Origin of the sequence: Burkholderia sp. RF2-non_BP3 (genome assembly GCF_001522185.1) — a bacterium.
Lineage (GTDB): Bacteria > Pseudomonadota > Gammaproteobacteria > Burkholderiales > Burkholderiaceae > Burkholderia > Burkholderia diffusa.
The window spans coordinates 41,383-62,212 of record NZ_LOSU01000002.1; the positions used below are offsets into that span (position 1 = coordinate 41,383).

Annotated in this window: 18 protein-coding genes; 9 read left to right on the forward strand and 9 right to left on the reverse strand. The window is 67.9% G+C overall.

All coding sequences use genetic code 11. The features are described 5' to 3' along the window. Positions 1 to 222: 222 nt before the first annotated feature. Positions 223 to 963, forward strand: a complete 741-nt coding sequence (locus tag WS45_RS00655; protein WP_059532572.1) for a response regulator — start codon at positions 223 to 225, stop codon at positions 961 to 963. Further along, positions 960 to 2,282: an ATP-binding protein gene (locus WS45_RS00660; RefSeq protein WP_059697589.1), complete on the forward strand. Its 1,323-nt coding sequence runs from the start codon at positions 960 to 962 to the stop codon at positions 2,280 to 2,282. The genes WS45_RS00655 and WS45_RS00660 overlap by 4 nt, the downstream gene beginning before the upstream one ends. Before the next feature lie 22 nt (positions 2,283 to 2,304). Here the strand turns inward: WS45_RS00660 and WS45_RS00665 are convergent, their stop codons facing one another. From WS45_RS00665 to WS45_RS00675, 3 genes are all read right to left on the reverse strand, one after another. Then, positions 2,305 to 3,039, reverse strand: a complete 735-nt coding sequence (locus WS45_RS00665) for a metallophosphoesterase family protein (RefSeq protein ID WP_059532562.1) — start codon at positions 3,037 to 3,039, stop codon at positions 2,305 to 2,307. Between the two features lie 97 nt (positions 3,040 to 3,136). Next, positions 3,137 to 3,673 carry a GNAT family N-acetyltransferase gene (locus WS45_RS00670; protein ID WP_059697591.1) on the reverse strand — a complete coding sequence of 179 codons (537 nt, stop codon included), beginning with the start codon at positions 3,671 to 3,673 and terminating at the stop codon, positions 3,137 to 3,139. A gap of 42 nt (positions 3,674 to 3,715) precedes the next feature. Beyond that, positions 3,716 to 4,348, reverse strand: a complete 633-nt coding sequence (locus WS45_RS00675) for a LysE family translocator (protein ID WP_059697593.1) — start codon at positions 4,346 to 4,348, stop codon at positions 3,716 to 3,718. 312 nt (positions 4,349 to 4,660) lie between these two features. Between WS45_RS00675 and WS45_RS00680 the strand changes: the two genes are divergently transcribed. Both WS45_RS00680 and WS45_RS00685 read left to right on the forward strand, forming a co-directional pair. After that, entirely contained in the window at positions 4,661 to 5,854 is a 1,194-nt protein-coding gene (locus WS45_RS00680) for a porin (RefSeq protein ID WP_059691620.1), read from the forward strand. 590 nt (positions 5,855 to 6,444) lie between these two features. Then, positions 6,445 to 8,367, forward strand: a complete 1,923-nt coding sequence (locus WS45_RS00685; protein ID WP_059697596.1) for an SMP-30/gluconolactonase/LRE family protein — start codon at positions 6,445 to 6,447, stop codon at positions 8,365 to 8,367. 34 nt (positions 8,368 to 8,401) lie between these two features. Here WS45_RS00685 and WS45_RS00690 read toward each other — a convergent pair whose 3' ends face one another. The 6 genes from WS45_RS00690 to WS45_RS00715 all read right to left on the reverse strand — a co-directional run bounded on the left by WS45_RS00690 (position 8,402) and on the right by WS45_RS00715 (position 15,057). After that, complete coding sequence (locus WS45_RS00690) at positions 8,402 to 9,343, reverse strand: c-type cytochrome (protein ID WP_059697598.1); 942 nt, start codon at positions 9,341 to 9,343, stop codon at positions 8,402 to 8,404. Further along, complete coding sequence (locus tag WS45_RS00695) at positions 9,340 to 10,026, reverse strand: c-type cytochrome (protein ID WP_059691617.1); 687 nt, start codon at positions 10,024 to 10,026, stop codon at positions 9,340 to 9,342. The genes WS45_RS00690 and WS45_RS00695 overlap by 4 nt, the downstream gene beginning before the upstream one ends. Positions 10,027 to 10,082: 56 nt before the next feature. Then, the gene (locus WS45_RS00700; protein WP_059697600.1) at positions 10,083 to 11,135 is read right to left on the reverse strand and encodes a molybdate ABC transporter substrate-binding protein; all 1,053 of its coding nucleotides are present in this window, start codon (positions 11,133 to 11,135) and stop codon (positions 10,083 to 10,085) included. A gap of 8 nt (positions 11,136 to 11,143) precedes the next feature. Next, positions 11,144 to 11,935 carry a thiosulfate dehydrogenase gene (gene tetH / locus WS45_RS00705; protein WP_059697602.1) on the reverse strand — a complete coding sequence of 264 codons (792 nt, stop codon included), beginning with the start codon at positions 11,933 to 11,935 and terminating at the stop codon, positions 11,144 to 11,146. A 214-nt stretch (positions 11,936 to 12,149) separates the two neighbouring features. Then, on the reverse strand, positions 12,150 to 13,460 hold the full coding sequence (locus tag WS45_RS00710; protein WP_059697604.1) for an MFS transporter: 1,311 nt from the start codon (positions 13,458 to 13,460) through the stop codon (positions 12,150 to 12,152). A 133-nt stretch (positions 13,461 to 13,593) separates the two neighbouring features. Further along, positions 13,594 to 15,057: a mannitol dehydrogenase family protein gene (locus WS45_RS00715; protein WP_156436980.1), complete on the reverse strand. Its 1,464-nt coding sequence runs from the start codon at positions 15,055 to 15,057 to the stop codon at positions 13,594 to 13,596. 157 nt (positions 15,058 to 15,214) lie between these two features. Here WS45_RS00715 and WS45_RS00720 point away from each other — a divergent pair, with 157 nt between their 5' ends. From WS45_RS00720 to WS45_RS00740, 5 genes are all read left to right on the forward strand, one after another. Next, positions 15,215 to 15,946, forward strand: a complete 732-nt coding sequence (locus WS45_RS00720; RefSeq protein WP_059532528.1) for a GntR family transcriptional regulator — start codon at positions 15,215 to 15,217, stop codon at positions 15,944 to 15,946. 21 nt (positions 15,947 to 15,967) lie between these two features. After that, positions 15,968 to 17,176: a D-mannonate dehydratase ManD gene (manD, locus tag WS45_RS00725; protein WP_059697608.1), complete on the forward strand. Its 1,209-nt coding sequence runs from the start codon at positions 15,968 to 15,970 to the stop codon at positions 17,174 to 17,176. Between the two features lie 29 nt (positions 17,177 to 17,205). Continuing rightward, positions 17,206 to 18,237, forward strand: coding sequence for a Zn-dependent oxidoreductase (locus WS45_RS00730; RefSeq protein WP_059697610.1), 1,032 nt, complete (start codon positions 17,206 to 17,208; stop codon positions 18,235 to 18,237). A gap of 168 nt (positions 18,238 to 18,405) precedes the next feature. Next, a complete protein-coding gene (gene yiaK / locus WS45_RS00735) occupies positions 18,406 to 19,440 on the forward strand; it encodes a 3-dehydro-L-gulonate 2-dehydrogenase (RefSeq protein ID WP_059697612.1) in 1,035 nt (344 codons plus the stop codon). A gap of 85 nt (positions 19,441 to 19,525) precedes the next feature. Further along, entirely contained in the window at positions 19,526 to 20,815 is a 1,290-nt protein-coding gene (locus WS45_RS00740; protein WP_059697614.1) for an MFS transporter, read from the forward strand. Positions 20,816 to 20,830: the final 15 nt, after the last annotated feature.

Genomic DNA, 20,830 nt, shown 5'->3' on the forward strand with positions numbered 1-20,830 from the left:
TCTCCGGTTCGGCCGGCCGCTGCGCGAGTGCGCGGGCCGGACAGGTTTCGACAGCCGTCATTGGGCCGCGCCGACGTATCTGCGGTGTGTCCGGCAAGCCGCGCGTGTGCAAAGTTGTGTGTCGTCACGGCGACGCGATACATTGGGATACAAACGCGCGCCCGCGGTGCGGTATAAAAGCGGACATCACCAGCCGGAACATCACGCCAACGACATCGACTCATGGACAAGATCGACCACGTACTGATCGTCGACGACGATCGCGCGATCCGCGAACTGATCGCGGATTATCTGGAGAAGAACGGCATGCGCGTGTCGCTCGCCGCGAACGGCCGCGAGATGCGCAACGCGCTCGACGACGGCGCGCCCGACCTGATCGTGCTCGATCTGATGATGCCCGGCGAGGACGGCCTCACGCTGTGCCGCGACCTGCGCGCGGGCAAGTTCCGGACGGTGCCGGTGCTGATGCTGACCGCGCGCGGCGAGGAAACCGACCGCATCATCGGCCTCGAGATGGGTGCCGACGACTATCTCGCGAAGCCGTTCGCGGTGCGCGAACTGCTCGCGCGGATCCGCTCGGTGCTGCGCCGCGCGCGCATGCTGCCGCCCGGCATGCAGGTGACGGAGACGGCCGCGATGCTCGCGTTCGGCGAATGGCGGCTCGACACGACGGGGCGTCACCTGCTCGACACCGAAGGCACGCTGGTCGCGTTGAGCGGCGCCGAGTACCGGCTGCTGCGGGTGTTCCTCGACAATCCGCAGCGCGTGCTGACGCGCGACCAGTTGCTCAACCTCACGCAGGGCCGGCAGTCCGATCCGTTCGACCGGTCGATCGACCTGCTCGTGAGCCGGCTGCGGCAGCGTCTGCGCGACGGCGCGCGCGAGCCGCGCTACATCAAGACGCTGCGCAACGAGGGCTACGTGTTCTCGTCGGCGGTGACCGCGGTCGAAGGCGACGCATGAACACGCGCACCCTGTGGCACTGGCCGCGCTCGCTGTTCGCGCGGCTCGCGCTGATCCTGTGCGTGGGCCTCGCGCTCGCGCAGACGCTGTCGTTCTGGCTCACCGTGACCGAGCGCGACCAGGCGACCACCAACCTGATGATGGGCTACATCGAGCGCGAGGTCGCGAGCTCGGTCGCGCTGCTCGACCACCTGCCGCCCGATCAGCGCGCCGCGTGGCTGCCGCGTCTCGCGCGGCGCAGCTACGCGTTCATCCTCGGGCCGGGCGAGACGGGCACGCCGCCGGAGGCGCGGCTCTCGGCGCGCGTCGAACGTTCGATCTCGGACGGCATCGGCGGCGATTACCCGCTGACCGCGAACGCGCTCCCCGGCGATCGCGAGCATCTGCAAGTGCATCTGCGCCTGACCGATGGCTCGCCGCTGACGATCGACATCCATCCGATGTCGACTGTGCCGCTGTCGGGCTGGCTGCCGGTCGTGCTCGCGCTGCAACTCGCGGTGCTGGCCGCATGCTGCTGGCTCGCGGTGCGGCTCGCGACGCGGCCGCTGAAGCAGCTCGCGCAGGCGGCCGACGCGCTCGGCCCCGACCTGAAGGGCGAACGCCTGAACGAGGACGGCCCGTCCGAAGTCGCGCGCGCGGCCCGCGCGTTCAACGCGATGCAGGACCGCATCGCGCAGTACATGGCCGAGCGCATGCAGATCCTCGCGTCGATTTCGCACGACTTGCAGACGCCGATCACGCGGATGCGCCTGCGCGTCGACGTGATGGACGACGACGCGCAGGGCGCGAAGCTGCGCCAGGACCTGCTCGAGATGGAGCATCTGGTGAAGGAAGGCGTCGCGTATGCGCGCACGCTGCACGGCACGGAAGAGGCCGCGCGCCGCATCGATCTCGACGCGCTGCTCGACAGCATCGTGTGCGACTACACGGATGCGGGGCAGGACGTTGCGCTGCACAGCGGCGGGCCGCTCGCGCTCGTCACGCGGCCGAAGGCGCTGCGCCGGATCGTCGGCAACCTCGTCGACAACGCGCTGAAGTTCGCGGGCGCGGCCGAGATCGACGTGCAGGCCGCACCGGGCGGCGGCGCGGTCATCGCGGTGCGCGATCGCGGGCCCGGCATTCCGGACGATCAGCTCGACGCGGTGTTCGAACCGTTCCGGCGCGTGGAGACGTCGCGCAACCGCGAGACGGGCGGCACGGGGCTCGGCCTCGCGATCGCGCGTCAGCTCGCGCTCGCGATGGGCGGCACGCTCACGTTGCGCAACCGGCCGGACGGCGGCGGGCTCGAAGCGCGGTTGACGCTGGCGAACGCGGCGTGATCGGACGCCGCGTGATGTGGCGTCAGCACCGGCCGGTGCGCAGCGCGACGGTCCAGTCGTCGCGGCCGCGCGATGCCGCGGTGGCGGCGGCCGTATGCCAGTCGTATTCGACCGCATGGAACTCGGCGTGCCAGCCGGCCGGCGTGCGCGACACCATCGCATAGCGCGCATGTGGCGAACCGGTTTCGATCCGGTGCGGATGCGGAAGATCGTCCATGTAAGCCTGCAGCCCCACGCTGCCCGGGTTGACGATCACACGGCCGTCGTCGAGCTTCGCGATGCGCGGCACGTGCGTGTGGCCGCACAGGATCAGCGACGCCGGCGCGTCGCCCGCGCGCTGCGCGATTTCATCGGGCGTCGCCGCGCGGCAGCCGTCGGGCGTCACCGTTTCGAGGAAATAGACGAGGTCGCTGGCGGGCGTGCCGTGCACCATCAGCACGTCGTCGCCGAGCGTCAGGCGCTCGGGCAGCGCGGCGATCCACGCGCGGTGGTCGTCGCGCAGCGTGTCGTGCGCCCAGCGATCGGACAGCCGCATCGCGTCGCGATCGCCGGTCAGCAGTTGCCGTTCATGATTGCCCTTGATGGTCGGCAGGTCGAGCGCGATCAGGCGGTCGGCCGTGTCGGCGGGATGGAGCGCGCCCGACACGATGTCGCCGAGGTTGACGATCACGTCGGCGCCGCGGCGGCGCACGTCGTCGAGCACCGCGTCGAGCGCGGCGAGGTTGCCGTGGATGTCGGACAGCGCGGCGATTTTCATGGTGAGCAAGTCGAGGCGGGGAACGGCGATTGTCGCGAATTCGGCGCGGATCGTCCAATCGCATCGATGGCGGGACACGCGCGACGTGCGGCGAGTTTCAGTCGGTCGCGATGCGCGCGTACATCGCGAAATCGCCCGGCACGCCGCGCACCATCCGGTACGCGCGCAACAATCCTTCGTAGCGGTAGCCGCATTTCTGCAGGACGCGCACGGAGCCGGCGTTGCCGGTCAGCACGACGCCCTGGATGCGCATGAAGCCACCTTCGGCGAACGCCCACGCGGTGACGCTCGCGCACAGCGCGCTCGCGATGCCGCGCCCCCAGTGCGACGGCGCGAGGTCGTACGCGATCTCGGCCGAGCGGTTCGCGGTGGACACCGTATGCAGTCCGATCGTCCCCGCGAGCGCGCCCGACGCGTCGTCGACGATCGCGAGACGGCGGATCGAATCCGGATGAGTCGACTCGATGCCGTCGAACAGCGGCAGCAGATCGTCGCGCGCATGCAGGTTCCAGCTCGTGTGGCGGACGACGTCGTGATTCGACAGGTACGCGTACCACGCGTCGAGATCCGCGCGGTCGAGCTGCCGGAGCGACAGGCCGGGGAAACCGGAGCGGGGCGGCGCGGCGATCCTCATCGCGCACCCGCCACGCACGCTGCGGCGCGCATGCCGTCGCGCCTACGCGGCATGACGCCGGTACAGCGCGAGCGAACCGGCCAGGGCGAGCAGCATCGCGCCGCACGTGCGTTCGAGCCACAGCGCGCCCGAGCGCTTCAGCAGCCGCACCGCGCGAGCGCCGAGCAGCGCGTAGCCGAACATCACCACCCCGTCGAGCAGCGCGAACGTGACTGCGAGCGCGACGTATTGCGGCGCGAGCGGCGCGGACGGATCGAGGAACTGCGGCAGGAATGCGGAGAAGAACAGATAGCCCTTGGGATTGGTCGCCGCGGTCAGGAAGCTCTTCGCGAAGATCGACGCGTTGCGGCCGTGCGCCGCGCCGCCATGCGCGACGGCGACGTCGAGCGAGCCCTTCGACGTGAGCAGCCGGATGCCGACATACGCGAGATAGGCGGCGCCCAGCCATTTCACCACCGAGAACCAGAATGCCGACGCCATCAGCAGCGCGCCGAGGCCGAGCGCGACCGCGACGATCAGCGCGAAGTCGGACAGCATCGCGCCGGCGAAACCGTAGGCCGCGCGGCGCACGCCGTAGCGCGAGCCGTTGGTCAGTGCGAGCAGCACGGTCGGGCCGGGCGTCGCGATTCCGACGAACGCGACGGCGGCGAAGATCAGCAAGGTCGTTTGATGCATGCCGAAGGCTCCCTGTGCAAGGCGGGTGCTCGATTATCGGGCGCACGTCGTCGCGCTGTACAGCGGCGTTCGATGCGCGACCGATTATCTCGATTCTCGCAAGAAATTGTTTTCATCATTGCGCTGTCGACGGGAACCGGTTCCAACTACCATGGCGGCCGTGGCGGGCATGCTCGCCGCGACGTCGCGCGCGCGTATCGCACGCGCGCGTTCCCGTATGCGGCCGCGGCCGGCCTCGCATGCCGGCGGATCTCCCTGCCGCACACGCTACTCGCATAGAACAACGGGTTCAGCCCGGAGACGCTAACAACCATGAACAAGCAACTGATCGCAGCCCCGCTGCTGCTCTCGCTCGCGGGCATCGCATCCGCGCAAAGCTCCGTCACGCTGTACGGCATCGTCGACGCGGGCGTCACCTATCGCAGCAACGACCGGGTCGGCTCGCCGGGCGCCTATACCGGGCATTCGAACGTCGGCCTGACCACCGGCAACCTGTCCGGCAGCCGCTGGGGCATCAAGGGTTCCGAGGATCTCGGCGGCGGGATGCGCGCGCTGTTCGTGCTCGAGAACGGCTTCGACATCACCAACGGCACATCGGGCCAGGGCGGTCGCCAGTTCGGCCGGCAGGCGTTCGTCGGCGTCGGCAGCACCCGTTACGGCACGGTCACGCTCGGCCGCCAGTACACGTCGCTCGACGACTTCGTGAGCCCGGTCGGCCCGTCGTCGTTCATCGGCGGCTTCGGCGCGCACCCGGGCGACATCGACGATCTCGACCAGACCGCGCGCGTCGACAGTTCGATCAAGTACACGAGCGCGAACTACTCGGGCTTCACGTTCGGCGCGCTGTACGGCTTCGGCAGCCAGCCGGGCAGCATGAAGCAGCGCAACACGTGGAGCGTCGGCGCGGCATATGCGGCGGGGCCGCTGCGCGTGGGCGTCGGCTACGAGCGTTCGGACAACAGCAAGACGGGCGCGACCGACCCGACGGCCGGCAAGTGGCGAAGCACCGACGACGGCCTGTTCAACTCGTCGATCAACGAAGGCTATGCGAGCGCGCAGTCGCAGCAGATCATCGCGACCGGCGCGACGTACGACTTCGGCCCGGCCGTGGTCGGCGTGAACTACAGCAACGTGCAGTACCGCAGCGGTGCGCAGTCGCTGTTCAACGGCCACGCGACCTTCAACGTCGCGGGCGTGTTCACGCGCTGGAACGTGCAGCCGCAGACGCAGCTGTTCGCGGGCTACAGCTACACGCGCGGCAGCGACGTCGACGGCATCGACAACCGCGCGCAGTATCACAACGTCACGCTCGGCGCGGTCTACGACCTGTCGAAGCGCACCAGCGTGTACCTGCTCGGCGCGTACCAGCATGCGTCCGGCACGACGCTCGACGCGCTCGGCCGGCCGGTGGCCGCGACCGCGTCGGTGTCGGACAAGGCGAATGGCCACTCGTCCGACTCGCGGTCGCAGGCGATCGTCAGCCTCGGCCTGCGCCAGAAGTTCTGACGTCACGCGCATGACGGGCGGCCCGCGTTCGAGGCGGGCCGCCGATTGCGTGGCCCGTTGCTTGTCGATGTCTGTTCCGCCGGCAGCGCGTGATCGGCATCGTCGATGCGCTGCCATCGCTGCGCGCATCGCCCGTCGCCGCACGCGTGGGACATCTCTCTCCTCATCCGCATCTTCATCGGCAACGGCATTCCGCCGCACATCGCCTTATTTCACATATTCACGACTTTCCCGGCAATGCAGCGTGCGCCGCATAATATTTTTTCTCTTTCATTTTAATTTCGATTTGTAATCATTGAATCGCTTTGCCGGAAATGGGAATTCAATGCATGTAAATCAGAAAAAATGACGCGTCCGTATTGGGCGATTCGGAATTTAGTGCCGGAAAGCGCGAATTGCGAGAGCGCCGCCGGGGCGCGGATCTGCGATACGACACCCGCAGCGGCGTGTCTTCAGTCAGCCGGTGTCGCGTGGTCAAAGAACGTAATGGATCATTCGCGGCGCAATTGAGCCGGTTTTTGAAAAAATCACCAATATTTCATACGCAGCGATTTAGAGTGTCGAAAAACGATCGTCCGGGAGCATCATTCATGTTATCGAAACAAATTCGCGCGGCATTGCTTGGATTGTGCATGGCAATGCTGGCGCCGGTCGGTCACGCACAAGCGCAATACACGACGGACTGGCTTGCGAACACGTTCGGCACGCTCGCCGCGCACGTCGGCAACGGTGCGCGCTCGCTGTGGGTCGCGCCCGAGGGCGTGATCTATACGGCGTCGCGCTGGGACGAGAACGCGGGCGGCGTCGCGATCTACCAGAACGGACAGACGCTCGGCACGATCGGCATCCACGACGAATTCCAGGGTGGCGCGATCACCGGCAACGCGAACTCGCTGTTCGTCGCGCTTGGCTACAACCGCACGTTCGGCAGCGGTTCGGTCGGCCGCTACAACCGCAGCACGAACCAGCGCGACCTGCGCATTCCCGTCAGCACGTGGACGGGCATCCAGTACGCGGACGTGATCACGGGCCTCGCGACGACCGGCAACCTGCTGTACGTGAGCGACTTCTACGGCAACCGCGTGCGCGTCTATACGACGGACGGCGTGTGGCAGCGCGACATCGGCGTGTCGGGCCCCGGCGCGCTGGCGCTCGATGCGGCCGGCAACCTGTGGGTCGCGCGCAAGAGCGCGGGCGTCGTCGCGCAGTTCAGCCCGACGGGCACGGCGATGAGCACGATCCAGATGGCGGCCCGCGCGCGGCCGGCGTCGCTGTATTTCGATGCGCCGAGCGGGCAGTTGCTGGTGGGCGACGAAGGCCCCGACATGAACATCAAGATCTACGCGCTCGTGGGTCAGCCCGTGCAGCTCGGCACGTTCGGCGTGCAGGGCGGGTATCTCGACACGACCTCGGGCATCAAGGGGCAGGTCGGCGACAAGCGCTTCACGCGCGTCGCCGGCATCGGCAAGGATGCGGCCGGCAACCTGTACGTGCTGAACAACGCGTGGGGCGGCGGCTGGGATCTCGGGCGCAACGGCAGCACCGACCTTCATTCGTACGGCCCGACGGGCGCGCTGCAATGGAAACTGCAGGCGCTGAACTTCGAGGGCGCCGCCGCGCCGGATCCGGCGACCGACGGCGCATTCTTCTACAGCGGCAACAACGTATACACCGGCAGCGCGGGCGGCACGTTCGTCGCGAACACGATCGATCCGTTCAGCTATCCGAAGGACCCGCGCCTCGACATGAACGACTACCAGCGCGGCCAGCATTTCGGCCAGCTCGCGTTGGTGAACGGCACCCGGATGCTCGTCGCGACCGGGCAGAACCCGGGCAACTACAACATCTATCACTTCAACGGCGCGAACGGCTACATCGCGATTCCGGACGGCTCGATCCCCGGCAAGCCGTTCAACACGACGCTGCAGGTCACGGCCGGTTTCTCGCTCGACGACAACGGCGACGTGTGGGCCGGGCTCGATCGCACCAACAACATTTCGCACTATCCGATGACGGGTTTCGACGCGACCGGGAAACCGACGTGGGGCAAGCCGGTGCAGATCCCGATTCCGCGCACCGTGCTGCCGCTCACGCGAATCATCTACCAGGCCGACAGCGACACGATGATCCTCGCGCAAGGCATCGCGGGCACCTGGGACTGGACCGCGATGAACGGGCACATCGAGGTCTATCGCGGCTGGAAGGCCGGCAACACGAGCACGCCGAACGTCGCGATCAACCTGACGAGCGCGAATCCGAAATCGATGGCGGCGGCCGGCCACTACCTGTTCGTCGGCTACGTGCACACGGTGCCGAACGTCGATGTGTTCGACCTCAACACCGGCAGCCTCGTGACCACGCTGACGAACTCGAACACGTCGGCGATGGACGTCGGCAACGACGTCGACTCGATGTACGGCATCCGCGCGTACCTGCGCTCGACCGGCGAATACGTGATCACGAAGGACAACTACAACGGGTCGAGCGTCGTCGTGTATCGCTGGCATCCGTGATCGCGCATGCCGCACCGTTCGGACCAGCCAGGTCTCACGGCGCGCCGAGCACGCGGCCGTTCACCTCGCGCCCGTACATCGAGTCGGGCGTGTCGTGGAATTTCGCGCGGGTGTCCTGGACCGAACCGGTGAAACGCGGGTCCTGAGGGCGCTCGTGACTGTCCATGAAGGTCGCGACGTCCCACGCTTCCTGATCGGTCAGCGTGCCGCCGAGCCCGAGCGGCATGTTGGCCTTCACGAAGCCGGCCGCGTTGCGGATGTCGCCCATCCCCGCGCCCCAGTTGAACGAGCGCGCGCCCCAGAGCGCCGGAAAGACCGGCTTGCCGCCGCTCGATTGCCCCTGGCCGTCCGCGCCGTGACACAGCGCGCAGTGCTGCGTGTAGACGGCGGCGCCACGTGCGTAGTCGGCCTTCTGCGCGGGCGGCGGCAGTTTCGGAAAGCCTTGCCCCGGCAGCTTCGCGCCGACCGGCGCACCCTTCGCGAGCCAGTACGAATAGGTTTCGAGCGCAACGAGGATCGGGTCGCCGGCGGGCGGCGCCTTGCCGTTCATGCTGTAGCGAAAGCATCCCTGCAGGCGTTCGGCGAACGTGTTCACATGGCCGTTCTTGATCCGGTAGGCCGGGTACAGCAGGTACGCGGCCCACATCGGGCTCGAATCCGGACGGCGGCCCGCGTCGAGGTGGCAGCTCGCGCAGGTCAGCTTGTTGCCGACGTACTTGCCCGCGTATTCGGGCGTGTGCAGGAAAATCTGCTCGCCGAGCTTCACGGTCTTGCCGAAGTCGTCCGCGGGGATCGCGGATTCGGGCGGCGGCGTGAACGGCTTCGCCGTCGTCGCGGCGGGGAGGGCGACCGCCGCAGGAGCGGAAGCGGTGGCCGGTGCGTCCTGCGGCGCGGCCGCGCAAGCGAGCGCGGGCATCCAGGCCGCGCCGAGCAGCGCGGCGCGCGCGCCGCGGATCAACGTCGTGCGGTCGATCATTGTTTTTCTCCGTTCGCGGCACCGCCACGCGCATAGTACGCAGCCACCGCGTCGACATCGGCGTCGGACAGCTTGCCGGCGATCGTCGGCATCAGCGCCATCGGGCCGGGCGCCCGCGTGCCGTGCTTCCAGCCGTTCAACTGGCCCGCGATGTATGCGGCCGGCTGGCCGGCGAGCGGCGGAAACGCGGCGCCGACGCCGAGGCCGCCCGCGCCGTGGCATTGCGCGCACGCGGGCAGGCCCTGCGACCAGCGTCCGCGCGTCGCGAGCCAAGCGCCGGTGTTCGCCGGGTCGATCGACGTGGCGTCGGAAGCGGCAATGGCGGGCGGCGCGGGCAGGCTCGCGAAGTACGCGGAGACCGCGTCGCGATCGTGCGCCGACAGCAGTTTCGCGAGCGGCTGCATGACCGGGTTCTGGCGGCTGCCGTCCGCGAACGCGGCGAGTTGCGCGGAAAGATAGGCGGCGTTCGTGCCCGCGAGACGCGGAAAGCCGGCGGCCGCGTTGCCTTCGCCCTGCGCGCCGTGGCAGCCGATGCATGCGGCCGCGCCCGTCGTCGTGCCCTGGGTGGCGATGGTCTTGCCGAGTGCGATGTCGTCCGCGTGGGCATGGCCGGCGAGCAGTGCCGCCGCGGCGAGCAGCAACCGCGCGGACCGGCGCCGCGGGATGTCGACCGAATCGTTCACGTGTCCCCTCCTTGATGTCTGTCTTATGGCGTGGCCCGGCGTGCACACCCGCGCGGTCAGCCGGCGTCGGGCCCGTCTGGCCGTGGCGCGAGATTCGGCGTCGGTGCCGTCGCGTCGTATTGCCCGAAGCCGTAGCGCGCGAATATCCGGAACGCTTCCGGCGACCGGATGAACGCGAGCCACGCGCGTGCGGCTTCCGGATGCGGTGCTTGCTTCACCATCGCGCCCGCATAGATCGCCGTCGTATTGTGCGCGGCCGGAATGTCGATGTGCATCAGCGGATGCCCGACCTGTTCCTGGAACGCCGCTTCCGATTGCCACAGCACGCCGGCGTCGGCACGCCCCTGCATCAGGAACAGCGCGGTTTCCCGATGATGGATGTGCGTGAGCTCGGTCGTGCCGGCGCGCACCTTGTCGTCGTAGACGATGCGCGCGAGCGCATCGCCGCCGGCCTTCACGAGCGATGTGCGGATCTGCCGCGCGACGCCTTCGAATGCCGGGTTCGGCATCGCGAGCGTCACGTCGGGCCGCGCAAGATCGTTCAGCGACGTAATGCGCTTCGGGTTGCCGGCGCGCACCATGATCGTCAACTGGTTCGTCACGTAGGGCACGGCCGGGCCTTCGAGCGTGCCGTCCGCGATCAGCTCGCGGATCTTGCCGAGCCCGGCGAAATACGCATCGGGCTTGACCGTCCACGTCATGTTGCCGACGGTGATCGTGCCGCCCGCGTGAATCTGCTTCACGAGCAGGCCGGGCGGGATGGTTTCCCAGAAGATGCGGCCGCGGTATTCGGGATGGTCGGTCTCGAACTTCGCGACGAGCGGTGCCATCGCGAAGAAGTAGTTGCCGCCGACGTACAGCACCAGCTTCGGCGCGGTGAGGTCGCCGTGGAAATCGGCGAGCACGTCGACCTGCGGCACCGTGAATTCGAGGCCGCGGTTCGTCGCGTCGTTGTTGCGGCCGTCCTGCCACGGCGGAAAGATGCTGCGCGACGTGTCGGCCGGTGCGGCGAGCGACAGCATCGACGTGCAGCAAAGCGCGGCCAGCGCGGCATGCAGCGCTGGCTGCCACCGGCGTCGCAACGGAGAACGCGTGCGGAGCGATGTCATCGGGCGCCTCACTTCGCGTAAGTGAAACCGGCGTGCTGCAGTTCGGGCAGCGTGCCGACCGCGCCCGGCGTGACGATCGCCGACGGAATCACGTGGTTGGTGAGATCGGCGGCGAGGGCGTCGAGCGGCAGCTTGTCGGGATTCGCGTTCGCGCCGTCGAGCCGTTCCGCGAGTTCCCAGATCGCGTTGTGGCACGACAGGAACACGACGCCGCGCTGCAGCAGCGCGGCGATGCTGTTGTCGTGCGACGAGAATGCGCCGTCGGCCCGTTCATGGTCGGCGGCGTCTTTCGATTGCGCGGGTTTCGCGGCAAGCAGCGTGTTGGTCGCGAACGCTGCGCCGGCGAATTTCGCGAGGCCGTATTTGTCCCACGCGGCCTGGTCGAACAGCGCGAGATGCGCGGCGCCATGCGTGGCCGATACGACGAGGAAGTCCGGATGACCGAACGCCCAGATCTGCGCGTTCAGCGCGTTGCGCATCAGGTTCAGCCATGGGCCGCCGAGCTCGGTGTTGTCCCACACCTGCTTCCGGCCGCCGCGATAGCCGATCACTTCCATGAGCGCCGCATGATCCCATTGATCGGGGCGCTCGACGATCATCGGCACCGTCTTGAAGTCGCGTCGTCTCGGTATGGCCGCGAGACGGCGGGTGAGGTCGGCGAGGCGCGTCGCGCCGCTGGCCAGCAGCGCGCCGGATTCGGGTGTCGCCGCCTGCGCGACGCGCGAGGCGCCGAGCAGCGCGGTGCCGGCCGCGAGGCCGAGTGTCTTGAGCGCGCCGCGGCGCGCATCCCGGTCGGACATCGAACTCTCCCATATCGCTTTTGTGGGGGCGTGACGCATCGCCGTGTCGCGGCGATGCGTCGCCATCGCGTAGCCAGTCTAGAGGCGCGCGCTCGACGGCGGAAATCGCGATATCGGATGGGAGATATTCGAGGGTCCGATGATTGGCGGAAACGACAAGGCCGCGCGGCGCCGACGTCTGCGGCATCGCGCGGCCTTCGTCAGCCGTGAAAGGTCAGTGCGCGGCGCGTTCGCGCAGCACTTCCGACGGCCGCACGTTGCGCACGAACACGCCGGCCAGCACCGCGCCTGCCAGTGCGATCGCGCCGGCCAGCACGAACGCGGACGCGAACGAGCCGCTGCGCTCGACGATGAAGCCGGTCACGGCCGGCCCGATCACGCCGGAGAGGCTGCCCATGCAATGCAGGAAGCCGCTGACGCCGCCGACGCGCGCCGGATGCACGACGTCCTGCACGATCGCCCAGTAGATCGCGCCCGTCACGTACAGGAAGAACAGCGATACCGACATCAGTGCGACCGCGCCTTGCGTCGACTGCACGGCGCCCGCGACGGCCACGCACGCGCCGGCGCCGAGCAGGCAGGTGACGAGCACGATGCGGCGCGACAGCAGGAGGTTGCCGGTGAGCCGGTACAGCGCATCCGAGATCGCGCCGCCGCACGCGAGGCCGACGGTGCCGACGAGCCAGGGCACGACGGTGGCGATGCTCATCTCCTTGATGTTCAGATGGTGCGCGCGCACGAGGTAGCTCGGGAACCAGCTCAGGAAGAAGAACAACACGTAGTTGTAGCTGAAGAACGCGGCGGCCGTCGCGAGGATGCGCGGCTGGCGCACGTAGTGCGACAGCGTGTGCGCGGGCGTTGCCGTGCCGGCGGCGGCAGGGGCAGCGGCAGGGGCGGCGTGGGCGGGCGTTGCGGCAAGCGTTGCCGCGGGCGCACGCTCGGCATCGCCGACCGGCGTGGCCGGACGGTCCGTCGTCGACATCATCCACACGACGACCCACACGAGCCCGATCGCACACACGATCCAGAACGCCGGTCGCCAGCCGAACTGCGCGGCCAGCAGCCCGACGATCGGCCCGGCGATCGCGCCGCCGAGCGGCGAGCCGGCACTGAGCAGGCCCATCGCGGTCGCGGCGGCGTCGCGCGGCAGCCAGTTGTTGACCATCTTGTTGGCCGCCGAGCACAGCGGCCCTTCGGCCATGCCGAACAGCAGCCGCACGATCAGCAGGCTCACGAAGCCGACGGTGAGCGCGGTCATCCCGCAGAACACCGACCACAGCCCGACCGACAGCACGTACACGAGCTTCGGCCCGAGCCGGTCGGACGCAAGCCCGCCGATGAAATTGAACAGCGCGTAGCCGATGAAGAACGTGCTGAACACGAGGCCCATCTGTGCGGCGTCGATGCCGAGATCGGTCTGCACGATCGGCGCGACGATCGACAGCGCGACGCGGTCGAGATAGTTGATGCCGTACACCAGGAACAGCAGGAATACCGTGAACCATGCCTGCGACTTCTGCTTCATCTCCGTCTCCTTCGTGCCGGTGGGCCGGCCGTCATGTGTTGTCTTGTCGATCGTTTGCCGCGTCGTCGTGGACCTCGGCGGGCAGGGTATTGCGCGGTTCGCGTCGATTGCCGCGAACCGGGTAAACGGTCGTTCAGCGCGCGTGCAATGGCGCGAGCAGCGCATCGGTGCCGCCCGCGCGCAGCGTCGACAGGTGCTCGCCGACGCGCGCGATCAATGTGTCGGGCCACGCGGCCGAGCCTGCATGCGCGGTGCTGCCGAGTGCGGCCCGAACCGCGCCGGTCGAATCGCCGGCCGCGGACAACGTCGCGCCGAGCGTGGCCGCGCCCGGATCGCTGATCGTGAGCGGTCGGCCCGATTCGTCATGCGCGGTGGCGAGGTAGTGCAGCCACAGCGCGAGCGCGCGTTCCAGGTACGGTCGCTCGGCACCGGCCGCCGCGCTTTCGCCGAGCGCCGGCAGCCAGCGCAGCGGCACCTTCTGCGTGCCGTCCATCGCGATCTGTTCGGTTCGATGCGCGAGCGTCGGATTGCGGAAGCGCTGCACGAGCGTCGCGCAATAGCCGTGCGCGTCGTATCCGGCCGGCACGTCGACGGTCGCGAGCAGGTCGCGCGTCATCACGCCGTCGACGAGTGCCGCGATCGCCGGATCGGCCATCGCATCGGACACGGTCGCACGGCCGCGCAATTGCCCCGCGTACGCGATCGCCGAATGCGAGCCGTTCAGCAGCCGCAGCTTCATCGTCTCGTAGGGCCGCACGTCGCCGACGAGGTGTGCGCCGGCATCTTCCCAGCGCGGGCGCGGGCCGGCGAAGCGATCCTCGATCACCCATTGCGAGAACGGCTCGCAGACGATCGCGGCCGCGTCGCGCGCGCCGAGATGGGCATGTGCCCAGTCGAGCGATTCGGGCGTCGCGGCCGGCACGATCCGGTCGACCATGCTGTTCGGGAACGCGACGTCGTCGCGGATGCGCCGCGCGAGCGCGCTGTCGATGCGTTCCGCGTAGTCGATCATCAGCGCGCGCAACGTGTCGCCGTTCGACGTCATGTTGTCGCAGCTGACGACGCTCAGAGGCGCATGGGCCGGCCGCAGCCGCAGGCCGGCCGCGATCACGCCGAGCGCGGTGCGCGGCGCGTCGGGTGTTGCGAGATCGTGGCGGATCGCGGGATCGTCGGCATCGAGACCGCCACTGGGGCGGCGGCAATAACCTTTCTCGGTGACGGTCAGGCTGACGATCGACACGGCCGGATCGGCAATCAGCGCCAGCAGCGCCGGCAGCGATTCGGGTGCGAACAGCGCGCCGTGCACCGCGCCGACGATGTGCGTGCGCGCGCCTTGGCCGTCGCGTTCGGTCACCGTGTACAGGTGATCCTGCGCGGCGAGCAGGTCGACGGTATGACGCCGCCGCAGTTCGACGCCGACGATGCCCCAGCGCAGGTCGCCCTGTTCGAGCACCGTATCCGTATGCAGCGCCTGATGCGCGCGATGGAACGCGCCGAGGCCGAGATGGACGATGCCCGTGCGGACCGCCTGCCGGTCATAACCGGGGCGGCGCGTGCCTGGCGGCGCGGTGCGCAGGAAATCGGGGGCTGATGACATGACGATTGGCAACGAGTTGTACCATGGTAGATGGTGGAGTGCGTGCAGGTTATTTCGAGTTTCACCGCGAAGTTATCGGTGTAAACGCTAGATCGTCTGAATTCGATTGCTTATGTACCATGGTAGACATCGATATCAAGCCAGATCAATCGCAACCATGAGCGAAACGGCAGCACTGGAAGAAGCAGACGTCGTGGTCACGGCGTTGCAGGGGTTCTCGCTGGACGAGAGCCGGTCGTATACGGATCAGGTGCATGCGCTGCTGCGCCACGCGATCGTGCGCGGCGCGTTGCCGCCGCGCACCGCGCTGTCGGAGGCGGTGATCTCCACGACGATCAAGGTCAGCCGCACGCCGGTGCGCGAAGCGTTCGCGCAGCTCGCCGATGAGCGGCTCGTGCAGATCATCCGGAAGGTCGGCACGCTGGTCGCGCCGATTCCCGTGTCGATCCTCGAGGAAGGGCGCTTCGCGCGCAGCACGCTCGAATGCGCGAACCACGTCGAGCTCGCGCAGAAGATCACGCCGGCGCAGCTCGCGGAACTGTCGCGGATCATCGATGCGCAGCGCGAGGCCGTGGCGGCCGGCGATGTCGAAGCGTTCTTCGATCTCGACGAGGCGATGCACGGCCGGATGTTCGCGTTCGCGGGCCGGCCGCACGTGTGGGAAATGCTGCAACCGATGAAGCGCCAGTTCGACCGCGTGCGCTGGCTCCTGCTCGACCGCGTCGAGGATCACGCGCGCCGCGCGCTGCAGGAACACGAACAGATCCTCGCGCACATCGCGTCGCGCAACATGGCGCTGCTCGGCGCATCGGTCGCGGCGCACGTCGACCGGATCGGCTCGCACCTGCCCGACGTGCGCAGCCGCGCGCCGCATTACTTTGTCGACTGAAACGCCCGCTGGAGGAGCGCAGTGAAAATCGAACGCTTGCAGATCATCGTCACGTGTCCGGGCCGCAATTTCGTGACGGTGAAGATCGTGACCGACGAAGGTGTATACGGCCTCGGCGACGCGACGCTCAACGGGCGCGAGCTCGCGGTGCGCGCGTACCTGGAAGACCACGTGTTCCCGTGCCTCGTCGGCCGCGACCCGCGCAAAATCGAAGACATCTGGCAATACCTGTATCGCGGCGCGTACTGGCGGCGCGGGCCCGTGACGATGACGGCGATCGCCGCGATCGACATGGCGCTGTGGGACATCCTCGGCAAACTCGCGGGCATGCCCGTCTACCAGTTGCTCGGCGGAAAGAGCCGCGACGGCCTGATGGTGTACGGCCACGCGAACGGGCGCGATCACGAGGAAGCGGTCGACGCGGTGCGCGCACACATCGAGGCCGGCTATCGCGCGATCCGCGTGCAGTCGGGCGTGCCGGGGCTCGACAAGGTGTACGGCGTCGGCAAGACGGCCGGCGCGTACGAGCCCGCCGAGAAAGGGCTGCCGCCCGAGGAACCGTGGGACACCGCGCTCTACCTGCGCCACACGCCCGAGTTGTTCCGCAAGGTGCGCGACGCGGTCGGAGATGCGCCGCACCTGCTGCACGACGCGCATCACCGGCTCACGCCGATCGAGGCCGCGCGGCTCGGCCGCGATCTCGAGCCGCATCGCTTGTTCTGGCTCGAGGACGCGACGCCCGCGGAGAACCAGGAAGCGTTCCGCCTGATCCGCCAGCACACGACGACACCGCTCGCGGTCGGCGAGGTATTCAACTCGATCTGGGATTGCAAGGACCTGATCCGCGACCAGCTGATCGACTACATTCGCGCGACCATCGTGCACGCGGGCGGCATCACGCACGTGCGGCGCATTGCCGATTACGCGGCGATGTACCAGGTGCGCACCGGCTTCCACGGCGCGACCGACCTGTCGCCCGTGTGCATGGCGGCGGCCGTGAACTTCGGGTTGTGGGCGCCGAACTTCGGCATCCAGGAACTGATGCCGCACAGCGCGCTGACCGATGAAGTGTTTCCGCACAGCTACCGCTTCGAGGACGGCTATCTCGTGATGGACGACGTGCCGGGCCTCGGCGTCGACATCGACGAGGCGCTGGCCGCGAAATATCCGTATGAGCGCGCGTACCTGCCGGTTGCCCGGCTGCGCGACGGTTCGATGTGGAACTGGTGAGCGCCGAAGATCCGAGGGAGAGAACTGAAATGTTGAGCGTCGTTGTCGATCGTCCGAACAGCATGGCCGTGCGCGAGGTGCCGCTGCCCGCGCCCGCCGCCGGCGAAGTGCGCGTGAAGGTGCGCTATGCGGGCATCTGCGGGTCGGACCTGCACATCTTTCACGGCAAGAATCCGTTCGTGTCGTACCCGCGCATCATCGGCCACGAGTTCGTCGGCACGATCGAATCGGTCGGCGCGGGCGTCGATGCCGCGCGGCTCGGCGAGACGGTCGCGGTCGATCCGGTGATCAGCTGCGGGCATTGCCATGCGTGCACGATCGGCCGGCGCAACGTCTGCCGGCACCTGACCGTGCTCGGTGTGCATCGCGACGGCGGCTTCAGCCAGTACACGTGCGTGCCGGCCGACAATGCGTACCGGATTCCGGACGCGATCGCCGACACCTGCGCGGCGATCGTCGAGCCGTTCGCGGTGGCCGCAAACGCGACGTCGCGCACCGGCGTGCTGCCGGGCGATGTCGCGCTGATCTACGGCGCCGGCACCGTCGGCCTGACGATCCTGCAGGTGCTCAAGCGCGTGTATGGCATTCGTGCGTTCATCACCGATCGGCTCGACGCGCGGCTGCAGCTCGCGCGCAAATGCGGCGCGGCGGAGGACGAGGTCATCAACACGAGCGTCGAGTCGCTGCCCGACGCGCTGGAAAAGCGCGGCGTCGACGGCGGCCCGACGGTGATCTTCGATGCGGTCTGCCATCCGTCGATTCTCGAGGAGGCCGTGCGGATCGCCGCGCCGGCCGGCCGGATCGGCGTGCTCGGATTTTCGTCGGAGCCGTCGGCGATCGTGCAGGCGGAGCTGACGAAGAAGGAGCTGACGCTCGCGGCGTCGCGGCTGAACTGCGCGATGTTCCCGCAGGTGATCGACTGGATTGCCCGCGGGTTGATCCAGCCGGAGCACATCGTCACGCACAAGGTAGGTTTTCGCGACGTCGCGCAGGCGTTCGAGATGGCCGAGCGCAATCCCGAGAAAAGCTGCAAGATCCTGCTCGATTTCGCGGGCGGCTGATACCGCTTCGTGTAGCCGGCCGGGGCGCGTTGTGCATGTCGCGCGGCCACGGCCGAATGACGTGATCGCTCGCCGACGGCGGGCCGGTGCGGCGCGAATCCCGCGCGCCGCGTCGAGGGCGGACCCGGGATCGGACACATCGATATCCAACATCAGGAGACATGCATCGTGACCCGGATTCCGTTCGAGGAAATGCAACGTGCGATCCATGCGGCGCTCGTGAATGCCGGCATGCGCGAACACGACGCCGAAATCTGTGCGAGGGTGCATACCGAATCGACCTGTGACGGCGTCAATTCGCACGGCATCAATCGCGTGGCGCGATTCATCGACTATCTCGACAAGGGGTGGGTGAATCCTGACGGAGCGCGCGTGCGCGTCAAGCAATTCGGCGCGATCGAGGTGTGCGACGGCCAGCGCGGGCCGGGCATTCTCAACGCGTTGTCCGCGACCGAGCGGGCCATCGAGATCGCCGACGCGCAAGGCGTCGGCATCGTGGCGATGCGCAATGCGACCCACTGGATGCGCGGCGGCACGTATGGCTGGCACGCGGCCGAGCGCGGCTACATCGCGATCTGCTGGACCAACACCGAATCCTGCATGCCCGGCTGGGGCGGCAAGAACACGCGCGTCGGCAACAACCCGTTCGTGATGGCGGTGCCGCGGGACCGCGGCCATATCGTGCTCGACATGGCGATGTCGCAGTACTCGTACGGAAAGCTGCAGGCCACCCGCCTGAAAGGGAAGAACATGCCGTTCCCCGCCGGCTTCGACAGCGACGGAAAGCTGACCGCCGAGCCGGGCCCGATCGAAGCGTCGATGCGGATCCTGCCGATGGGCTACTGGAAGGGTTCGGGGTTCGCGATCGTGCTCGACGTGCTCGCGGCGGTGCTGTCCGAAGGACTTGCGACGAACGGGATCGATGCGATTCAGGAGGGAAGTTGCACGGGATGCTCGCAGGTCTTCATCGTGATCGACCCGCGCAAGCTCGGCGGCGAAGCCTTCACGAGCCAAGTGGCCGACGGCGTGGCGGACTACGTGAACACGTCCGAGCTGGCGGAAGGCAGCGACGAAGTGCTCTACCCGGGGCAGAGCGCGCTGCGCACGCGGACCGAACAGCGGCGACACGGCATCGCCGTCGACGACGGCATCTGGGCCGACGTGCTCGCGCTCGCGGAGCGCCGGGCGTCGCCGCATCGCTGACGACACGACGGCGGGCGCGCCGGAACGGAATGACGGATCGACCCCATCGCTGCAAAGACGCTTGTTTTCATTGGGAGAACTGACCATGAGGGCGGATGTCGCGCTTGCGCCGGACGCAAGCATCGAGACACGGAACGAAGATGAGTTGTACCGGAAAGTGATACTGAGGATCGTCCCGCTGTTCTTCCTCGGCTTCATCATGTCTTATCTGGACCGCGTCAACATCGGTTTCGCGAAATTGCAGATGGCGGCCGATTTCGGCCTGACGAATGCGTCGTTCGCGCTCGGCGCGAGCGTGTTCTTCTGGGGCTACATGCTGTTCGAGATCCCGAGCAACCTGATCCTGCGGCATGTCGGCGCGCGAGCGTGGATCGCGCGAATCATGATCACCTGGGGGATCGTGTCGATCCTGATGGTCTTCTCGAGGAACGAAGTCGCGTTCTATTCGCTGCGGTTCCTGCTGGGCGTCTGCGAAGCCGGCTTTGTCCCGGGCGTGATGTATTACACGAATACGTGGCTGCCGGCCCGACGTCAGAGCGGCATGTACTCGCTGTTCCTGATGGCGTTGCCGATCGCCGTCATGTTCGGCGCACCGCTATCCGGCGCGATCATGGAGACGATGGGCGGGGTGGCGGGCATCCGCGGATGGCAGTGGCTGTTCCTGCTCGAAGGGCTGCCGTCGGTGCTGTTGGGCATCGTCATCCTGATGCTGCTGCGAAACAGGCCGGCCGACGTGGACTGGCTGACGCCGCGCGAGAAGCAGATCATCGAAGCGAATGTCGAGAAGGAGGCCGCCTTCAAGTCGCATCGCGTGGCCGATGCATTCCGGTCGCCGAAGATCTATGCGCTGATCGTCGTGATGATCCTGTTCAACACCGGGTTCTACGGCCTGACGTTCTGGATGCCGACGCTGTTTCACGATGCGGGCGTCTCCTCCAGCCTGAACGTCGGGCTGTTGACGGCTATCCCGTTCGGCGTCGCGGCGATCTGCATGTACGTGAACGCGAAGCGCGCGGAGCAATCCGGGCGGCTGCGACGGCACGGTGTAGTGCCCGTCGCGCTCGCCGCGATCGGCCTGTTCGTGGCGACGATTGCGCACGGCAATTTCTGGCTCGCCGTGGTGATGCTGACCGTCGCGACGTCGGGCATCCTGTCACTGATGCCGATCTACTGGACGCTGCCGGGGCGCGTGCTGTCCGGCCCGGCGGCGGCGGCCGGCTTCGCATTGATCAACGCGTGCGGGAGCCTGTCCGGCATTCTGGGCGCGATGATCATCGGCTACGCAGGCCTCCGGGTCGGCATGATCATCCTCGCTGGCTTCCTGGTGCTGTGCAGCGTCGTGTTCTATCGGGTGTGCCCGCCCACGGCGGACTAGCCGCGAGCCAGGCCG